Genomic DNA, 18625 nt, shown 5'->3' on the forward strand with positions numbered 1-18625 from the left:
GAACAACAGATACTGCACGGCCGCGCCCCCTGGAGGGTCTGGCCATTTGCTTAGAAGCGGAAGTGCGAGAACGCCTTGTTCGCTTCAGCCATACGGTGCACTTCATCGCGACGCTTCATGGCGCCACCGCGCATTTCGGCCGCTTCCATCAGTTCACCGCCGAGACGTTGTGGCATGGATTTTTCGCTGCGCTTGTTTGCGGCTTCGCGCAACCAACGCATGGACAGCGCCATACGACGAACCGGACGAACTTCCACTGGCACCTGGTAGTTGGCACCGCCGACACGGCGGGATTTGACTTCCACCAGCGGCTTGGCGTTGTTGATCGCGGTCACGAACACTTCCAGCGGGTCCTTGCCCGATTTGGTCTGGATGTATTCAAACGCACCGTAGATGATGTTTTCAGCGACCGACTTCTTGCCGGACAACATCAGAACGTTCACGAACTTGGCGACATCGGTGTTGCCGAATTTTGGATCTGGCAGGATCTCGCGCTTGGGTACTTCACGACGACGTGGCATTTCAATTCCTTTATCTTCAGTTGAGTGCTTTAAGGGCACTCGCGAGGGCCATCATGACCACTCACTTACTCGGCCTTACGGCCGGCTCAACTTAACTTTTAAATATGACCCCGGTATGACCGAGACCCGCGTATTACAGCTCCGCTATTACTTCTTCGCAGCCTTGGCACGCTTGGCGCCGTACTTCGAGCGAGCCTGCTTACGGTCTTTGACGCCCTGGGTATCCAGTGCACCGCGAACCATGTGGTAACGCACACCTGGCAAGTCTTTTACACGACCGCCGCGCAGCAGGACAACGCTGTGCTCTTGCAGGTTGTGGCCTTCACCGCCGATGTACGAAATGACTTCGAAACCGTTGGTCAGGCGAACTTTGGCGACTTTACGCAGAGCCGAGTTCGGCTTCTTTGGGGTCGTGGTGTACACACGGGTGCAGACACCGCGCTTTTGCGGGCAGTTTTCCAGTGCCGGCGACTTGCTCTTCACAACCGCGGCAACGCGCGGCTTGCGAATCAGTTGATTGATGGTTGGCATCGTTCCTAATCCAACAAAGTACTACAGTTGATAACCCGGACCGCTTGTCCGGGGACTGAAACCTAGTCCCGCTCAGCCCCACAACGCAGGCGACGAAAGCCACTCACCGAAGGAGCGGCTGCGAATGCGTATACGATGTGCAGAATAAAAACGAGAACTCGCGAGTATAGGCTTGATATGGCAAGGGGTCAACCGCTTTGGTGAGCAGCGAACCCGGCAGCGGCGCCTGAAGCCGGTTTACCGTGGAGGATGTGGCAAGCTTGCTACAAGTTATTGCCGTCGCGGTTCTACCGTAGGCCCGAGGGTCAGTGCCGGTCAATTATTGAGAACTGTAGGGTGGGCGGCTACGCCGCCCGCGCGTTCAACCGGGCTACGAACAACCGCGAAACTACTCATCCACTGATTGAACGCGTGGGCAAGAAACTTGCCCACCCTACGAGTCAGTGGCGACGCTTAAGTGATCGGCTTTAGCCCGGTGGTGGCATTTCTGCGAATAAAGACGGCTGCCGCCAAAGTGAGCATAATAGCCGCTTTTCCCCTCCGCCGAGCCAATGTCCCGCCTGTTGCGCCACTTGCCGCCTCCCCTGCTGCGCCCCGCCAACCTGTACCTGCTGCTGAGCTATGCAGTGCTGTCGGCGATGCCCTTTGCCGGGCAATTGCTGGGCACGCCCCTGGAAGATCCATGGCAGCTGCTGGGCGCCGGCCTGTTTGCCTGGATGGCGGCCTGGGCCCTGTTCAAGCGGCCCGCCTGGTTCCACTGGGCGCTGCTGCCGGCCTTCCTGGCGCTGCCGACCGAGCTCTACCTGCTTACTTATTATGGCCAGGGCATCTCGACCCACCACCTCGGCGTCATCGCGGAGACCAGCCCCAGCGAAGCGCTCGAATTCCTGGGCGGGAAAGCCTGGCTGCTGGGCGTCGTCATTATGACCGTGCTGCTGTGGTTCGGCTCGACCTGGGTGGTGGCCTGCCGCACCCGCGACTTCGACTGGACCGACCGCTCGCGCTGGGTGGTGCTGGCGGCGCTGGGCAGTTGCGCGGCGGTGCTGGCCTATGGCCACAAGTACGGCATCGCGCAGCCAGTGAAAGCCTCGGCTGCCACGGCGTCGGCGTCCGCTGCCCACCCGCCGGCGCTGCCGCACTGGGCGAAGCTGCCCTTCGACCTCGGCATCTTTTCGCGCTCCTGGCCCTACGGCCTGACCGCACGCGGCATCGACTTCTATAAAGAGCGCATCTACCTGGCGGAACTGAACCGGCGCAGCGCGGCCTTCCGCTTCGGCGCACACCAGGCTGGCGACACGCATGCGCCGCAGGTGGTCGTGCTGGTGCTGGGCGAATCCTCGCGCTTCGACCGCTGGAGCCTGAACGGCTACGGACGCCCCACCAATCCGCTGCTGGCAAAAGAAGACAACCTGGTGATGCTGCAGGACGTGATCACCCCGGTGTCGGCGACCCGCCTGTCGGTCCCGGTGATCATTTCGCGCAAACCGGCGATGCAAAGCCTGAAAGACGGCTTCTCGGAAAAATCGATGCTGTCGGCCTTCCGGGAAGCCGGCTTCAAGACCTTCTGGATCTCGAACCAGGTCTCGTTCGGCAAGTTCGACACGCCGGTGTCGGTGTTCGCCAAGGAGGCCGACGACGTCCAGTTCCTGAACCTGGGCGGCTTTTCCGGCGCCTCGAACCACGACGACGTGCTGCTCGCACCGCTGCGGCGGGCCATCGCCGACCCCGCGCAAAAGGTGCTGGTGGTGCTGCATACCCTGGGCAGCCACTGGAACTACGGGCACCGCTACCCGAAGGAATTCGACCGCTGGCACCCTTCGCTTACCGCGATCGCGAAGCCCGACTACACCGATACCCGCATCGAGCCGCAGATTAATAACAGCTATGACAGCGCGATCCTGTACACCGACTGGTTCCTGTCGAACGTGATCGGGGTGCTCAAGGAATCCAGCCTGCCATCCTCGCTGCTGTACGTGGCCGACCATGGCCAGACGCTGTACGACAAGTCGTGCAAGATCGCTTTCCACGGGCATAACACGCAGTACGAATTCCACATCCCGGCCTTCGTCTGGTATTCGAGCAGCTATGCCGAGCGCTTCCCCGCCAAGATCGAACAGCTGCAGCGCCACCGCAAGGCCAGGCTCTCGACCGAGAACATGTTCCACACCGCGCTCGACATGGCCGACATCCGCTATCCCGGCGAACGGCTCGAGTGGAGTTTCCTGAGCCCGGAATTCAAGCGCCACAAGCGCTATGTCGACAGCTATGGCTGGACCGACTACGACGATTCCACCATGCGCGGCGACTGCCGCGAGGTGATCGCGAAGGGCAAGCCGCTCAAGCGCTATTGATTATGCCGGTCAATGAAGAGCCGCCGCTGACTCGTAGGGTGGACGCAAGACAGTCCACTGGACTGTCTTGCCTGCCCACGCGTTCAAACCGTCTCCGCTCCGTCGTACGACGACGACGATATTCACGCACTGGTTGAACGCGTGGGCAAGGTAACTCAGGCCAATGGCCTGAGTTACGAATTGCCCACCCTACGATTGATGAGCGACTCTTACGTGACCGGCGCCAGGGCCTTGGGCGCCTCTTGCTGCTCCGGCTCCACCAGGTGCGCGCTGAGCCAGCGCGCCACCTCGGCTGCCCTGTCCTCGATCTGCGTTCCAAAGCCCTGCGTGGCCAGCAGCGCGATGCCGTTCGGGTTGCGCAGCACGCCCGGCTTCAGCACCGGGCTGCCGCTCGATGTATCGATGCGCAGCGGTTCGAGCCGGCCGTGCAGCAGGCGCGCCAGCACCAGGTTGTGCGACGACACCAGCACCAGGTCGCGGTCGCACAGCGTTTCCAGCACCGCGGCGGCGGCCGACACCGACTCCAGGTGGTTGGTGCCGCGGAAGACCTCGTCCACCAGGCAGACGCCGGGTGGCGCGCCGCTGGCGTCCAATAATTCGCGCGCGCGGCGCAGTTCCGACATATATAAACTCTCGCCGCCGAGCAGCGAATCCTCGTTCTGCATGCTGGCCCGCACCGGCACCGCCGGCAGGCGCGCCCCCTCGGCGTAGCAGAAGCCGAAGGCGCGCGCCACCACCAGGTTCAGGCCCACCATGCGCAGGAAGGTGCTCTTGCCCGAGGCGTTCTGGCCGGAGATGAAGGCGCCGCGTCCATCGAGCGCCACCGACAACGCAGTCGGCCCTTCCATCAGCGGGTGCACGCCGCCCTCCAACTCGAGCGTGCGCGCCGGCGTGCGCTCGACCCAGCACCAGTGGTCCAGGCCGCGCAGGTGGCGCGCCAGGGCCACGTCGGCTTCCAGTTCGGCAGTGCGCAGGCAGGCGTCGCGCAGGAAGTCGCGCGCCTGGTAGACGGCGCGCATGGTCTTCCAGTAGCGGCGCACGTTATAGGCGGCGAACCAGTTGAGGTAGGCTTCCCCGCCCGGGATCATGCGCATCAGGAGCGAGCGCCCTACCCGCTTGTGCAGGCGCGCGGCCTGTCCGCGCGCGTCGACGAAGGGCGCCAAGAGCGGGCCGCCGAATTCCGCCAGCTTGTGGCTGCCGGCCAGCAGCGCGTTCAGGCTGTTCAGGGTCGCCGTCCACAGCTCGATACGGCGGTGGTAGCTGATCTGCAGCGCCATCAAGGGTACCAGGGCGGCGATCGTCGCCATCCAGCCGAGCGGCTGCGTCGCCAGCAAGGCCAGGGACCCGAGCAGGAGCACCGGCAGCGTCCACAGCAAGCGCGCCCAGGACGGCGCCTGCGGCGGCTCGCCGCCGAATAGCAGGCCGGCGAGTTCGGTGTCGGCATAGCGCAGCGGACGCAAGGCCGTGTCCAGCGCATCAAGGCGGGCGGGATCGGCCAGCAGGCCGCGCAGGCGCGCGCCGAGCGACGCGCATTCCGCATCGCCGATGCCGGCGCGCAGGCGGCGGTGCAGCATCTGGCGCCCGAAAATGCTGCTGCCCAGCGCCAGCTTGTCTTCACAGGATTCGAGCAGCAGGTCTTGCCAGGTCTGGTCGTCGAGCGAGGTGCATGGATCCGCATCGGCACGATGCAGGCGCCCGATCTCTTCCGGCGTAAAGAAATGCGATGGCAGTTCGCTCCGGGCTGCCGGCTGGAAATCGTCGGGCAGCAAGCTCAACAGGGAGCCAAACAGGGATGCAAACTTGGGAGGCATGGGCAGGGGACGGTGGAAAGCGGTGTCGACGCGGGATCTTAGCAGCCCGTCAATACCGAATGTTCAAGCTTTGTCACGGATCGAGAATCAACTGCGTACGTCTCCCAACATACTGATATGACAACACATGGCAGGATGAGCCACCGCACGTATTCACACAACGACCAACAAAAAGGATGGCTTCCATGAAACGCGCTCTTACCGCAAGCTTGCTCACCCTCGCCATCGGCGCGGCCTACGCCCAGCAGGGCGACGGCACCCGGGCCTCCAACCCGGCCAATACCTTCAAACCCGCCAAGGTGGAAGCCACGCCGGATCGCATGCGCGGCATCAAGGCGCCGCAGGGCTTCGTCGTGACGCCTTTCGCCACCGGCCTGAAGAACGTCCGCATCATCGCGGTGGCGCCGAGCGGCGACATCTATGTGAGCCGGCGCGACCAGGGCGACGTGCTGATGCTGCGCGATGCCGATGGCGACGGCAAGGCCGACGGCGCGCCTGTCGAGGTGGCGAACCGCGCCGGCGCGCACGGCATCGCGATCAAGGACAACAAGTTCTATCTCGTCACGGTCAAGGAATTGTTCGTGGCCGACATGAAGCCGGACGGCCGCCTGGGCGACCTGAAACTGCTGATCGGCGACCTGCCGGACTCCGGCCAGCACCCGAACCGCACCATGGCCTTCGGCCCGGACGGCATGCTCTACCTGAGCGTGGGCAGCACCTGCAATACCTGCAACGAGAGCAACCCGGAGAACGCGACCATCCTGCGCATTTCGCCGGACGGCCAGCAGCGCAGCATCTTTGCCTCCGGCCTGCGCAACACCATCGGTTTCGCCTGGCATCCGCAGACAGGCGAGCTGTGGAGCTTTGACCACGGCATCGACTTCCTGGGCGACGACCAGCAGCAGGAAGAAATCAACAAGATCGAGCTGGGCAAGATGTACGGCTGGCCGCACGTCTTCGGCAAGGGCGACATCCATCCACAGACAACCCCGGTCGGCGACATCACCAAGGAACAGTGGAAGGCGCGCAGCACGCCGATGGTGCTGGGCTATACCGCGCACGCGGCGCCGATGCAGCTGGTGTTTGGCGCAACAGGCGGCTTCCCGCCCGATTACGCCGGCGACGCGTTCGTCACCATGCGCGGCTCGTGGAACCGCGCCCAGGCCTCGGGTTACGAGATCGTGCGGGTGCGCTTCGCCAACGGCCAGCCGAAATCGGTCGAGCCCTTCGTCACCGGGTTCCTCACCGACGGCGGCAACACCCATATCGCACGTCCGGTCGGCCTGGCCTTCGCCAAGGACGGCTCGCTGCTGATGGCGGACGACGCCAACGGCGTGATCTACCGCATCGCCCACAATGCCGGCAAGCCGGGCAACCTGGCGGCGATGCCGCCCGCGGGGCCGATGCGCGAGCAGGCCAACAAGGGCAATGGCGGGCCGCTCGCGAACAAGCGCACCGAGACCGCCGCCAAGGGCACGCTGGCGGTCAGCTCGCCGAGCTTCAAGGCCGGCGGCATGATGGACCAGAAGTTCAGCGAATACGCCGACGGCGTGTCGCCGGCGCTGTCGTGGGCTGCGGTGCCGAACGCGAAGTCCTATGCCATCGTGATGGAAGATCCGGATTCGAAGCCGGTCACGCCCTTCGTCCATTGGCTGGCCTGGAACATTCCGGCGAACGTCACCAGCCTGCCGGAAGGCCTGCAGGAGCAGCCGCGCCTGACCGATCCCGAGGGCGTGCTGCAGGGCCGTAACACGCGCGGCTCGATGGGCTATTTCGGGCCGAAGCCGCCGGTGGGTGACAAGCCGCACCGTTACCACTTCCAGGTGTATGCGCTCGATGCGATGCTCGATGTGCCGTTCGGGGCGGATCGCGATACGCTGCTGCAGGCAATGCAGGGGCATGTGATTTCCAAGGGCGAGGTGATGGGGACGTACGGGCAGAAGCAGAAGCCGCAGAAGTAGACGAAGACGCGGCCCGTAGGGTGGGAAAGTTCCTTGCCCACGCGTTCAACCGGCTCCCGAATGAACGATACGTCAGCTCATGCACGGTTTGAACGCGTGGGCAGAATCTGCCCACCCTACGATGTACGGCTGAGCCCACACAGCCGTGTCCGCGTACGTACGGACACCCCTCGCGGACACTCCGGACAACTTTGTCCGGCGTGTCCGTTTCCTTTTCAATCAATGACTTAACAACTCCCGCGCTGCTGGCACGGATCGTGCACTAACGACCACAACCCGTCGTTACTGGAAACACCATGATCCGCGATACATCAGAACAAGATGCCGTCCTTGCCCCGGCCCCGGTCCACAAGCTCAAGCGCCGCGCGCTGTGGGTGGGCGGCGCCGTCGCCATCGTCGCCGTCACGGCCGCCGTCTTCGGCGCCTGGAGCAGCAGCGAGCACTCCGTCAGTGAAGCCCGCCTGCGCATTGCCGAAGTCACCCGAGGCACCCTGGTGCGCGACGCCTCGGTGAATGGCCGCGTGGTCGCTGCGGTCAGCCCGACCCTGTATTCCACCTCCCCCGCCACCGTCAACCTGAAAGTCGCCGCCGGCGACACCGTGAAACGCGGCGACGTGCTGGCCGTACTGGAATCGCCCGATTTGTCCGATGAACTCAAGCGTGAAGTGTCGAGCTACGAACAGTTGAAGGCCGAAGTGGCGCGCCAGCAGATCCTGGCACGCAAACAGAAGCTGCTGGCCAAGCGCGAAGCCGACACTGCCGAAATCGACCGCCTGTCGGCCCAGCGCACGCTGGAGCGCTACGAAAGCGTGGCGCAGGTCGGCATCATCGCCAAGATCGACTACCAGAAAGCCAAGGATGCGCTGAACTCGGCCGAGATCAAGGCGCGCCACGCCACCCAGGCCGCCGGCCTGGAAAGCGACGACGTGCAGCTGGCCCTGAAGACCAAGGTCAACGAACTGGAACGCCAGCGCCTGTCGATGGCCAATGCCCAGCGCCGCGTCGACGAATTGACAGTGCGTGCGCCGGTGGATGGCTTCATCGGCACCCTGAACGTCCAGAACCGCATGGTGGTCGCCGCCAACGCGCCCCTGATGACCCTGGTCGACCTGTCCAAGCTCGAAGTCGAACTCGAAGTGCCGGAGTCGTACATGACCGACATCGGCCTGGGCATGAACGCCGAGATCACCCTGCCGGGCGGCACCGCCACCGGCAAGCTCTCCGCGCTGTCGCCCGAAGTCGTCAAGAACCAGGTGCTGGCACGCGTGCGCTTCGATGGCGCGCAGCCGAAGGGCCTGCGCCAGAGCCAGCGCGTGACCGCGCGGCTGCTGATCGAAGAACGCCCGAACGTGACCATGCTGCCGCGCGGACCTTTTGTGGAAAACGATGGCGGGCGCTTCGCCTACCGGGTGGAAGACGGGGTGGCCGTGCGTACCCCGGTCCAGCTGGGCGCCACCAGCATTTCCGCCGTGGAGATCCTGTCGGGCCTGAAGGTGGGCGACAAGGTCGTCATTTCCGGCACCGATACCTTCAAGAACGCACAACGCATCTCGATCAACCGCTGAACGCTTAACAAGACAAACAAAGGAGAAACCCATGCTGCGCATGACCAACCTGAGCAAGGTGTACCGCACCCACATGATCGAGACCCACGCGCTGCGCGGCTTCGAGATCGACGTCAAGCAGGGCGAGTTCGTCACCGTGACCGGTCCTTCCGGCTCCGGCAAGACCAGCTTCCTGAACATCGCCGGCCTGCTGGAAGAATTCAGCTCGGGCGAGTACATCCTCGACGGCGTCAACGTGAAGGGCCTGGACGACACCGCCCGCTCGCGCCTGCGCAACGAGAAGCTGGGCTTCATCTTCCAGGGCTTCAACCTGATTCCCGACCTGAACCTGTTCGACAACGTCGACGTGCCACTGCGCTACCGCGGCTTCAACAAGACCGAGCGCAAGGAACGCATCGAGGATGCGCTGTCCAAGGTCGGCCTGGCCTCGCGCATGAAGCACTACCCGGCCGAACTGTCCGGCGGCCAGCAGCAGCGCGTGGCGATCGCGCGCGCACTGGCCGGCTCGCCCAAGCTGCTACTGGCCGATGAACCGACCGGTAACCTCGACACGCAAATGGCGCGCGGCGTGATGGAGCTGCTGGAAGAGATCAACGCGGCCGGCACCACCATCCTGATGGTCACCCACGACCCGGAACTGGCCGTGCGCACCCACCGCAACGTGCACATCATCGACGGCCAGGTCTCGGACCTGGTGCGCAAGGGCCCGACCCTGGTCGACAAGGCCCCGGTCTCGGCTTAAGGAAAGCGCCATGTTCTCCTATTACTTCAAGCTTGGCGTGCGCAGCCTGCGCCGCAACCCTGCCCTGACCGCGCTGATGGTGCTGACCCTGGCCATCGGCGTGGCCGCCAGCGTATCGACGCTGACCATCCTGCACATGATGTCGGGCGACCCGATCCCCGAGAAGAGCGACCGCCTGTTCGTGCCGCAGCTCGACAACGGCCAGGTGGAAGGCTGGGTCCCGAGCGATGGCCCCAACGACATGCAGATGAGCTATCCGGACGCGTCCAACCTGCTCAAGAGCGGCCAGGGCGAGCGCCGCACGGCGATGTACGGCGTCGAGCTGCCGGTCGAACCGCCGCGCAGCGACATCCCGGCCTTCAATGCGCGCGGACTGGCGCCGAGCGTCGACTTCTTCGCCATGTTCAAGGTGCCCTTCCTGCACGGCCAGCCCTGGACCGCGCTTGATGATGCACGCGGCGCCGATGTCGTGGTGCTGGGCCGCGAGACCGCCGAGAAGCTGTTCGGCGACGCCAACCCGGTCGGCAAGCAGCTCATGATGAAAGGCTTCCCCTTCACCGTGACCGGCGTGATCGACACCTGGTCGCCGCTGCCGCGCTACTACAAGCTGATCGGCGGCAGCCGCTTCGGCAAGGGCGAGGAATTCTTCATCCCCTTCGCCACCGCGATCCGCCATGAACAGGGCCACAGCGGCAGCATGAACTGCAGCGCCAACCGCGACCCCGGCTTCGCCAACCTGCTCACCTCCGAATGCACCTGGATCCAGTTCTGGTTCGAGACCAGGTCAAGCAGCGACCGCGCCGAGCTGCAATCCTTCCTCGACAACTATGCCAGCGACCAGCGCAAGCTGGGGCGCCTCAAGCGCAATGCGCCGAACAAGCTGTACAACGTGATGGAGTGGATGGAAGAACTGAAAGTGGTGGGCAACGACAGCAAGCTGTCGGCCTGGCTCGCCTTCGGCTTCCTGGTGCTGTGCCTGGTGAACACCATCGGCCTGCTGCTGGCGAAGTTCTCGGTGCGCGCCGCCGAAGTCGGCATCCGCCGCGCGCTGGGCGCTTCGCGCCGCGACATCTTCCGCCAGTTCCTGATCGAGACCGGCGTGGTCGGCCTGGCCGGCGGTGTGCTGGGACTGGTGCTGGCCTTCGGCGCGCTGGCGCTGATCGGCATGCAGAGCAAGGGCATGGCCGCGATCGCGCGCATGGACTGGCAGATGCTGATCGTGACTTTCATCATGTCCGTGGCCGCCGCGCTCGTCGCAGGCCTGCTGCCGACCTGGCGCGCCTGCCAGGTGACGCCGGCGATCCAGCTGAAATCCCAATAAGAGCGAGAGAGAACCATCATGGAAATCCGTCCCATCCTGTCTGCGCTGATGCGCAATAAAACCGGCCCGATCCTGGTCGCCCTGCAGGTTGCCCTGAGCCTGGCGATCCTTGCCAACGCCCTGCACATCGTCAATGAGCGGCGCGAGATGGCCGCCCGTCCGTCGGGCCTGAGTGACGAAGCCGCGACCTTCTACTTCACGGTGCGTAACCTGAACAAGGACGGCCCCGAGCAGCAGCTGGCCACCATGAAGCGCGAAGCCGAGGTGCTGCGCGCGGTGCCGGGTGTGGTCTCGGTCGCCAACGTGACGCAGATGCCGATGTCGCGCGACGGCAGCACCAGCAGCGTCGCCATCGACAAGCGCCAGGACCGCGAGAGCGCGCTGGCCGGCATGTATATCTCCGGCGACTCGCTGGTCAAGACCTTCGGCCTGAAGCTGGTCGAGGGCCGCGACTTCCTGCCGCAGGATTTCGTCGAGATCAACGAGAACGAAAACCGCGAACTGCCCAAGACCATCATCATCACCAAGCCGCTGGCCGACAAGCTGTGGCCGGGCCAGCCGGCTGTCGGCAAGACGCTGTACTTCGGCACCGGCGAAGACGCACTAAGCACCCAGGTCGTCGGCGTGATCGAGCGCCTGCAGACCGCGCACACCGAAGTGGGCGAGCGCGGCGACTTCTCGGTGCACGTCCCGGCGCGCCTGTATGGCAACCCGGGCGCACTGTATGCGATCCGCACCGAAGCGGGCCAGCGCGACCGCGTCATCAAGGACGCCGAAGAGGCGCTGCGCAAGTCGTCCGCCACCCCGATGATCCTGCAGACCAAGACCACCGAAGAAGACCGCAAGGACCGCTACCGCGCCGACGTGGCGCTGTCGTGGATGCTGATCACGGTGAGCGTGCTGCTGCTCTTGATTACCTGCTCGGGCATCGTCGGCATGGCCAGCCTGTGGGTCACCCAGCGCCGCAAGCAGATCGGCGTGCGGCGCGCACTCGGTGCGCGCAAGCTCGACATCCTGCGCTATTTCATCACCGAGAACTTCATGATCACCAGCGCCGGCGTGTTCGGCGGCGTGCTGCTGGGCCTGAGCCTCAACCACCTCCTGGTGACGCGGCTCGAGATGGCGCGCCTGCCGGTGCATTACCTGGTCGGCGGCGCGGTGGTGTTCTGGGCGCTCGGCATCCTGGCAGCCTACGGTCCGGCATGGAGGGCGGCGAGCATTTCGCCGGCCACGGCCACCCGCAGTGCCTGATGCAAAGGATGATGTGATTCCACCAATGGTATCCTTGCGCCCATGCCCACTGTACTGATCATTGACGACAACGCCGCGGTCGCGATCGCGCTCGACGTCCTGTTCTCGCTCCACGACATCGCCGCCCTGCGCGCGGGGTCGCCGGAGGAAGGACTGGACATCCTCGGGCGCGAGGCCGTGGACCTGGTGATCCAGGACATGAACTTCAGCGCCGACACCACCTCCGGCGAGGAAGGCGTAGCGCTGTTCCGCGAGATCCGCAAGCGCCACCCGGACCTGCCGGTGATCCTGCTCACCGCCTGGACCCATTTGGACGCCGCGGTGGAGCTGATCAAGGCCGGCGCGGCCGATTACCTGTCCAAGCCCTGGAACGACGAGCGCCTGATCACCACGGTGACCAACCTGATCGAACTGGGCCAGGCCAACCGCGCCCTTGGCCAGCGCCTGCAGCGCGAACGCCGCGCCAAGCGCGAACTGGAACAAGGTTTCGATTTGCGCGGGCTGGTCTGGCAAGACCCGGCCACCGAACGCGTGCTGCACCTGGCCTGCCAGGTCGCGCGCTCCGACATCCCCGTCCTGATCACCGGCCCGAACGGCACCGGCAAGGAACGCATCGCCGAGATCATCCAGGCCAATTCGCAGGTGGCCGACGGCCCCTTCGTCGTGCTCAACTGCGGCGCCCTGCCCTCGGAACTGATCGAGGCCGAGCTGTTCGGGGCGGACGCCGGAGCCTATACCGGCGCTTCGAAAGCGCGCGAAGGCAAGTTCGAGGCGGCCGACGGCGGCACCCTCTTCCTCGATGAGATCGGCAACCTCCCGCTGGCCGGCCAGATGAAACTGCTGCGCGTGCTGGAAACCGGGCGCTTCGAGCGCCTCGGCTCCAACCGCGAGCGCCAGGTCAAGGTGCGCGTGATCAGCGCCACCAACGCCGACCTGGGCGCGATGATCCGCGCAGGGACCTTCCGCGAAGACCTGTTCTACCGCCTGAATGTGATCGAGCTGCGCCTGCCGCCGCTCGCCGCGCGCCCGGGCGACATCCTGCCGCTGGCCTTGTCGTTCCTGCGCGGGAAGACCCTGCACCCGCTGGCCGAGGCAGCGCTGCTGGCCCATGCCTGGCCCGGCAACGTGCGCGAACTGAAAAACGTGATGGCGCGGGCCAGCCTGCTGGCACAGGACGCGGTGATCATGGCTGCCGACCTTGGACTGCCGGTGTCGGTGGCGGCCAGCCAGGACGTGGAGCCCGACCGCGAGGCCATCGTCCAGGCACTGGCGCGCGCCGGCGGCGTGGTGGCGCAGGCATCGAGCGAACTGGGACTCTCGCGCCAGGCCCTGTACCGGCGCATGGAGCGGCTCGGCATCGCCCGGCCAACATGAAGGGCAAGGGTGTGCGGCTCTCGCTGGTCACGCGCTGGTCGGCGCTGGTCGGCACCCTGCTGGCGCTCGGCATCCTGGTCGCGCTCGGGCTCGATCACTTTTTCCCTGGCCACCCGGTCCTGGTCTTTTTCGCCTGCCTGCTGGCGATCGTCCCGATCGCCATCATCACCATCCGCTCGCAGATCCAGCCGATCCTGTCGCTGTTCCGCGCGCTGGAGGGCACGGTGGCGAGCTACCGCGACGGCGATTTTTCGTTCAGCCTGCACTGGCCGCAGAACGACGAGCTGGCCGACCTGATCGCCGCCCACAATGAGCTCGGCCACGTGCTGCGCGAGCAACGCCTCGGGCTGGTGCAGCGCGAACTGCTGCTCGACACCATGGTGCAGAACACCCCCGTCGCCATGCTGCTGGTGACGGATTTTTCCGTGAGCGCCGGCGCCATCGTCTACGCCAACCTGGCTGCGCGCAAGCTCCTGTCCGAGGGGCGCAAGCTCGAAGGCCACCAGCTCAGCGAGGTATTGGACAGTGCCGCCCCGGCCCTGAAGGAAGCGCTGGCGCGCGGCGGCGATGGCCTGTTCACCGCCGGCGAAGGCGAGAACGAAGAGGTCTATCACCTGGCGCGCAGCAGCTTCACCCTCAATGGCCGGCGCCACGAACTGCTGCTGCTGCGCCACCTGACTACGGAATTGCGGCGCCAGGAAGTGCAGACCTGGAAAAAGGTCATCCGCGTGATCAGCCATGAATTGAACAATTCGCTGGCGCCGCTCGCCTCGCTCGCGCACTCCGGCGCGGAACTGGTGCGGCGCGGCCAGACCGAGCGGCTGCCGCAAATCCTGCAGACCATCGGCGAGCGCACACGCCACCTGGAGACCTTTATCCTCGGCTATGCGCGCTTCGCCAAGCTGCCCACGCCGCGTCTGGAAGCCCGGGACTGGAACGTGTTCATCGACCGGCTGGCCGACCAGGTGCAGTTCCGCTTAGTGGGCGAGCTGCCGCTGGAGCCGGCCTGGATCGACGCCGCCCAGATGGAGCAGGCGCTGCTCAACCTGCTGAAGAACGCGCACGAATCGGGCTCGCCGCCGGAAGACGTCGAACTGCAAGTGCGCCGGGTGCAGGATGCCCTGCGCATCGACGTGTTTGACCGCGGCACCGGGATGAGCGAGGCCGTGCTGACCAATGCGCTGGTGCCCTTTTACTCGACCAAGCGCAGCGGCACCGGCCTCGGGCTGGCGCTGGCGCGCGAAATCGCCGAGGCGCATGGGGGCCGCATCACGCTGGCCAACCGCGAGGGCGGCGGCCTGGCCGTCACCCTGATCCTGCCGGCGCTGCCGGGAACGCAATCACCATGAAAGCTACCGCCCTATGTTGAAGATCATCGGCAAAGACAGCTCGATCAACGTGCGCAAGGTATTGTGGACCTGCGCGGAACTCGGCTTGCCCTTCGAGCGCGAAGACTGGCAGGCCGGCCATGCGGCGCTCAATCCGAACGCGCTGGTGCCGGTGCTGGTCGATGATGGTGTCGTGCTGTGGGAATCGAACACGATCTGCCGCTACCTGTGCACCCAATATGGGGACGGCGCCCTGCTGCCAAACGATGCCAAGAGCCGCGCCCGCGTTGAGCAGTGGATGGACTGGCAGGCGACCGACCTGAATACGGCCTGGCGCTACGCCTTCATGGCGCTGGTACGCAACAGCCCTGCTTACCAAGAGCCAGCGCAAATCGCGGCCAGCATCGCGGCGTGGAACCGCCACCTTGGCATCCTCGACGATCAGCTGGGTGCGACCGGCGTCTATGCGCTTGGGGGCAGCTTCACCCTGGCCGACGTGGTGCTCGGGCTGTCGGTGAACCGCTGGATGATGACGCCGATCGACAAGCCGGGTTACCGTTACGTGGCCGCCTATTACGACCGCCTGGCCGAACGCCCTGGCTTTCGCGAATACGGGCGAAACGGCGTCGCGTAGGGTGGTCGGCTTGCCGACCGCGCGTTCAACAGGATTCTGGTCAGCCGCGCGTCAAATCATGCCGGATTCGAACGCGCGGTCGGCGAAGCCGACCACCCTACGGTATCATCCCATCGCCATGCCACCTTCTTACGCCCGCATCGATCCCCGCTTCGCCCAGCCGGGCCACCCGCCCGCCACCATCGACGAGTTCGACGGCGTGCGCTTCCTGCATCTCGGCACCTCGTGGGTGCAGGGCGCCATGCGGCTGGCCAAACCGGATGCGATTGAGCTCGAATACATCCAGCTGATGATGATGTGGACGCTGTTCAAGGACGCGCCCCGGCAAATCGTGCAGCTGGGCCTGGGCAGCGCCGCGCTGACCAAGTTCTGCTACACGCGCTTTCCCGATGCGCGCGTGACTGCGGCCGAGCTCAATCCAAACGTGATCGCGATCTGCCGCGCCCTGTTCGGGCTGCCCGCCAACGACGCACGCCTGGACGTACGCGAGACGAATGCCCTCGATTTCGTGCTCGACCCGGCCAACCACGGCCGCGCCGACGTGCTGCAGGTGGATTTATATGACCAGGAAGCGCGTGGGCCGGTGCTCGACTCGCTCGAGTTCTACCAGGGCTGCCATGACTGTTTAACGGGCGACGGCATCATGACCGCCAATGTCTTCGGTGACGTCCACCGCTACGACACCAACCTGGCCACCATGCAGCAGGTGTTCGACGCGGTGGTCTGGCTGCCCGAGGTGCACGACGCGAACATCGTCGTCCTTGCCTTCAAGAACGCGCCCCAGCTCGACTTCTCGCTGCTGTACGAGCGCGCCGCCGAACTGAAACGGCGCCTCAACCTGCCGGCGCGGAACTGGGTCGACGGCCTGAAGGAATGGATGCACGACCACGCCTGAGGCGCGGCCGGCATACCCGGTTCGATTTCAGTGCGCGCCCAGTGCCTGGTCTGCCTTGGCCAGGTTGGCGCGGTAGCCCGCCACCACCTTGTCACCCTTGCCCAGTGCTTCAGCCAGCGCAATCGCCTTCATGAACTGGGCCTTGGCTTTGGCCGGGTGTCCCGTTGCCAGCAGCACTTCGCCATAGCTGTCCTGCACGTTGTCGGACAGGCTGTACTTGCCGGCGTTCGCCTTCATCAGGCGCGCGGCGAGCAGCGGCTGCTTGCGCGGCCCGAGCAGTTCGTAGCCGAGGCGATTCGCATCAAGCTCGCCGAAACCGCTCGTCTCCAGCGCCTTTGCCATCTCCGCATCGGAACCGCCCTGCTCCAGGCGGCGCATCAGTTCCGCCCTCGCTGCCTCGCGCACGCGCTTGACGCGGGCACTTTCGGCCGCTGCGATCACGCCTTCGACTGCGCTGACCACGAGCTGCGGCTGCTCCTGGTGGATGTTATGCCCGCTCTCGGCCGTCACGATGTGGCTGCCGTTGCTGAAACTGCGGAAGAAGCGCTCGTGCAGGCCGCGCCACACCTGCACCGCGGCCGGGGTCTCGAGGAAAAGCTGCGGCTGCTCGCGCTTCTGCACCGAGGTCAGCACCGCCACCGGCACGTCCGGCAGCGCGCCGGCGAAGGGCAGCTTGCCGCTATCGAGCACCGCCTGCACGCTGCGCAGCTCGGCGTGGAGTTTCGGCGGCATGAATTGCTCGGTCAGTTTCGTGTCCTTGTCGACGCCCGCAGCATCGAGCTTGCGCAGTTCGACATTGAAGGCTTCGTCGCTCGGGTCGACGAAGACCATGCCGGCCACCTGCTCCGGATGGCGCGTGGCGAAGCTGCGGACCAGGAAGCCGCCATACGAATGCCCGACCAGCACGAAGGGTGGCTTCAGGCCGGCCGTGGCGATCAGCTGTTCGAGTTCGTTGGTGCGCGCTGCGATAGTCGGCGGGTCAAGGCGCGGGTCGGACTTGCCATGGCCGGCGCGCGAATAGGCCATCACCCTGGCCGACTTGGCCAGGGCCGGGGCGACGTTGCGCCACACACCCAGGTCACGCCCGAAGCCCGATTCCAGGATCACCGTGTAGTTGCCCGCACCGAAGGTGGCCACCTGCACCTGGTAATCACCGACCTTGAGCGTGTCGGGTGCGGGCGATGCCGCCTGGAGCGTGCCGGACAGCGCAAGCGCCAGCAGGGCGGTGGCGATGCGGCCACGGAGGGGAAGTTGGTGGTTCATGGGCGGCTCCTGGAAGTAGTTGTTATTCCAGTCACATAAAGAGAGAATGGCTGGTGGCCATCATTCTACGAAAGACCATGGCGGCATCGGAACTGTAAGAACTGACAGCAGGCGGATGGAGGGACATGAAGGACGAACGGGTGGGAGGGCAAGCGATGGGCTGGCGCGAGGACTGCCTCGCAGGCATGGCGCAGGCGCCGGACGCGGCCAGCCTGCACGCCATCGTCGCCGGCGCCGCGCGCGATCTCGGCTTCGATTACTGCGCCTATGGGCTGCGCATGCCGCTGCCGCTGTCGGCTCCGCGTACCGTCATGGTCAACAACTATCCAACTGCCTGGCAGGCGCGCTACGCGGACGAAGGCTACCTGGCGGCCGATCCCACCGTGGCCCATGGCGCCACCTCGCTGCTGCCGGTGCTGTGGAGCGAAGCGCTGTTCGCACCGGCGCGGCCGCTGTGGGAAGACGCGCGTGGCCACCACCTGCGGGTGGGCTGGGCCCAGTCCTCGCGCACCGCCGACGGCGCCACGGGCATGCTGACCCTGGCGCGCTCGGACGACGACATCCTGGATACCGAGTTACGCCATAGCGAAGGCAGCATGTCGTGGCTGGCCCATGCCACCCACGAGGCGATGGTGCGGCTGCACCGGCCGGCGGCGCCGCCGGTGGTCTTGACCGCGCGCGAAGCCGAAGTGCTGCGCTGGATGGCCGACGGGAAGACCTCCAGCGAGGCGGCGCAGATCCTCGGCCTGTCCGAGCGCACCGTCAACTTCCACGTCAGTAATGCGATGGCCAAGCTGGGCGCGGCGAACAAGACCGCCGGCGTCGTGAAAGCGGCGCTGCTCGGCTTGCTCTAGGCGCTCCGCCTCGCCAGCTGTTCCCCAGCTCCCGGCAGCAGCCCCTTCACTTTGCGGAAGTCGAGCTGTACGCGTGCGCCACCTTGGTGCAGCGCCGCACATCCTTCTAGCACACCCGCCCCGCCCGATCCATTCGTTCTCCATAAATCAGGTAAATCGCCAAAAGTGTTGCGTATTGCACAGCTGACACTTGTACTTACAGAAATATTTGTAGAGAATCAAG

General features: G+C 65.3%; 15 protein-coding genes. 11 read left to right on the forward strand and 4 right to left on the reverse strand.

Annotated elements, in window-relative coordinates; all coding sequences use genetic code 11:
• Positions 1 to 50: 50 nt before the first annotated feature.
• Together rpsG and rpsL are read right to left on the reverse strand one after the other, a co-directional pair.
• Positions 51 to 521, reverse strand: coding sequence for a 30S ribosomal protein S7 (gene rpsG / locus HGB41_RS13530; protein ID WP_171085213.1), 471 nt, complete (start codon positions 519 to 521; stop codon positions 51 to 53).
• 147 nt (positions 522 to 668) lie between these two features.
• Positions 669 to 1052, reverse strand: coding sequence for a 30S ribosomal protein S12 (gene rpsL / locus HGB41_RS13535; protein ID WP_091877422.1), 384 nt, complete (start codon positions 1050 to 1052; stop codon positions 669 to 671).
• A gap of 551 nt (positions 1053 to 1603) precedes the next feature.
• On the opposite strand from rpsL, the gene HGB41_RS13540 reads away from it, so the two are divergent.
• Positions 1604 to 3403 (forward strand): phosphoethanolamine transferase, encoded by a 1800-nt coding sequence (locus tag HGB41_RS13540; protein ID WP_171085216.1) that lies wholly within the window; start codon positions 1604 to 1606, stop codon positions 3401 to 3403.
• 209 nt (positions 3404 to 3612) lie between these two features.
• Here HGB41_RS13540 and HGB41_RS13545 read toward each other — a convergent pair whose 3' ends face one another.
• Positions 3613 to 5178 carry a MutS-related protein gene (locus HGB41_RS13545; RefSeq protein ID WP_229423017.1) on the reverse strand — a complete coding sequence of 522 codons (1566 nt, stop codon included), beginning with the start codon at positions 5176 to 5178 and terminating at the stop codon, positions 3613 to 3615.
• A gap of 221 nt (positions 5179 to 5399) precedes the next feature.
• Between HGB41_RS13545 and HGB41_RS13550 the strand changes: the two genes are divergently transcribed.
• The 9 genes from HGB41_RS13550 to HGB41_RS13590 all read left to right on the forward strand — a co-directional run bounded on the left by HGB41_RS13550 (position 5400) and on the right by HGB41_RS13590 (position 16285).
• A complete protein-coding gene (locus HGB41_RS13550; RefSeq protein ID WP_171085220.1) occupies positions 5400 to 7175 on the forward strand; it encodes a YbhB/YbcL family Raf kinase inhibitor-like protein in 1776 nt (591 codons plus the stop codon).
• Between the two features lie 296 nt (positions 7176 to 7471).
• The gene (locus HGB41_RS13555) at positions 7472 to 8740 is read left to right on the forward strand and encodes an efflux RND transporter periplasmic adaptor subunit (protein ID WP_171085222.1); all 1269 of its coding nucleotides are present in this window, start codon (positions 7472 to 7474) and stop codon (positions 8738 to 8740) included.
• A 31-nt stretch (positions 8741 to 8771) separates the two neighbouring features.
• Entirely contained in the window at positions 8772 to 9482 is a 711-nt protein-coding gene (locus HGB41_RS13560) for an ABC transporter ATP-binding protein (RefSeq protein WP_171085224.1), read from the forward strand.
• 10 nt (positions 9483 to 9492) lie between these two features.
• Positions 9493 to 10803 (forward strand): ABC transporter permease, encoded by a 1311-nt coding sequence (locus HGB41_RS13565; protein ID WP_171085226.1) that lies wholly within the window; start codon positions 9493 to 9495, stop codon positions 10801 to 10803.
• Positions 10804 to 10821: 18 nt separating this feature from the next.
• Complete coding sequence (locus HGB41_RS13570) at positions 10822 to 12054, forward strand: ABC transporter permease (protein WP_171085228.1); 1233 nt, start codon at positions 10822 to 10824, stop codon at positions 12052 to 12054.
• A 42-nt stretch (positions 12055 to 12096) separates the two neighbouring features.
• Positions 12097 to 13428 (forward strand): sigma-54-dependent transcriptional regulator, encoded by a 1332-nt coding sequence (locus tag HGB41_RS13575; RefSeq protein WP_212760937.1) that lies wholly within the window; start codon positions 12097 to 12099, stop codon positions 13426 to 13428.
• Positions 13425 to 14777, forward strand: a complete 1353-nt coding sequence (locus HGB41_RS13580; RefSeq protein ID WP_171085229.1) for a sensor histidine kinase — start codon at positions 13425 to 13427, stop codon at positions 14775 to 14777. The genes HGB41_RS13575 and HGB41_RS13580 overlap by 4 nt, the downstream gene beginning before the upstream one ends.
• A gap of 13 nt (positions 14778 to 14790) precedes the next feature.
• Positions 14791 to 15390 (forward strand): glutathione S-transferase family protein, encoded by a 600-nt coding sequence (locus HGB41_RS13585; RefSeq protein WP_171085231.1) that lies wholly within the window; start codon positions 14791 to 14793, stop codon positions 15388 to 15390.
• Between the two features lie 118 nt (positions 15391 to 15508).
• The gene (locus HGB41_RS13590; RefSeq protein WP_171085233.1) at positions 15509 to 16285 is read left to right on the forward strand and encodes a spermine/spermidine synthase domain-containing protein; all 777 of its coding nucleotides are present in this window, start codon (positions 15509 to 15511) and stop codon (positions 16283 to 16285) included.
• A gap of 27 nt (positions 16286 to 16312) precedes the next feature.
• Here HGB41_RS13590 and HGB41_RS13595 read toward each other — a convergent pair whose 3' ends face one another.
• Entirely contained in the window at positions 16313 to 17548 is a 1236-nt protein-coding gene (locus HGB41_RS13595; protein ID WP_171085234.1) for an alpha/beta fold hydrolase, read from the reverse strand.
• Between the two features lie 125 nt (positions 17549 to 17673).
• Here HGB41_RS13595 and HGB41_RS13600 point away from each other — a divergent pair, with 125 nt between their 5' ends.
• Positions 17674 to 18402, forward strand: coding sequence for an autoinducer binding domain-containing protein (locus tag HGB41_RS13600; protein ID WP_229423018.1), 729 nt, complete (start codon positions 17674 to 17676; stop codon positions 18400 to 18402).
• The last annotated feature ends 223 nt before the right edge of the window (positions 18403 to 18625 follow it).

Origin of the sequence: Telluria aromaticivorans (assembly GCF_013003915.1) — a bacterium.
Taxonomy (GTDB): Bacteria; Pseudomonadota; Gammaproteobacteria; order Burkholderiales; family Burkholderiaceae_D; genus Telluria; species Telluria aromaticivorans.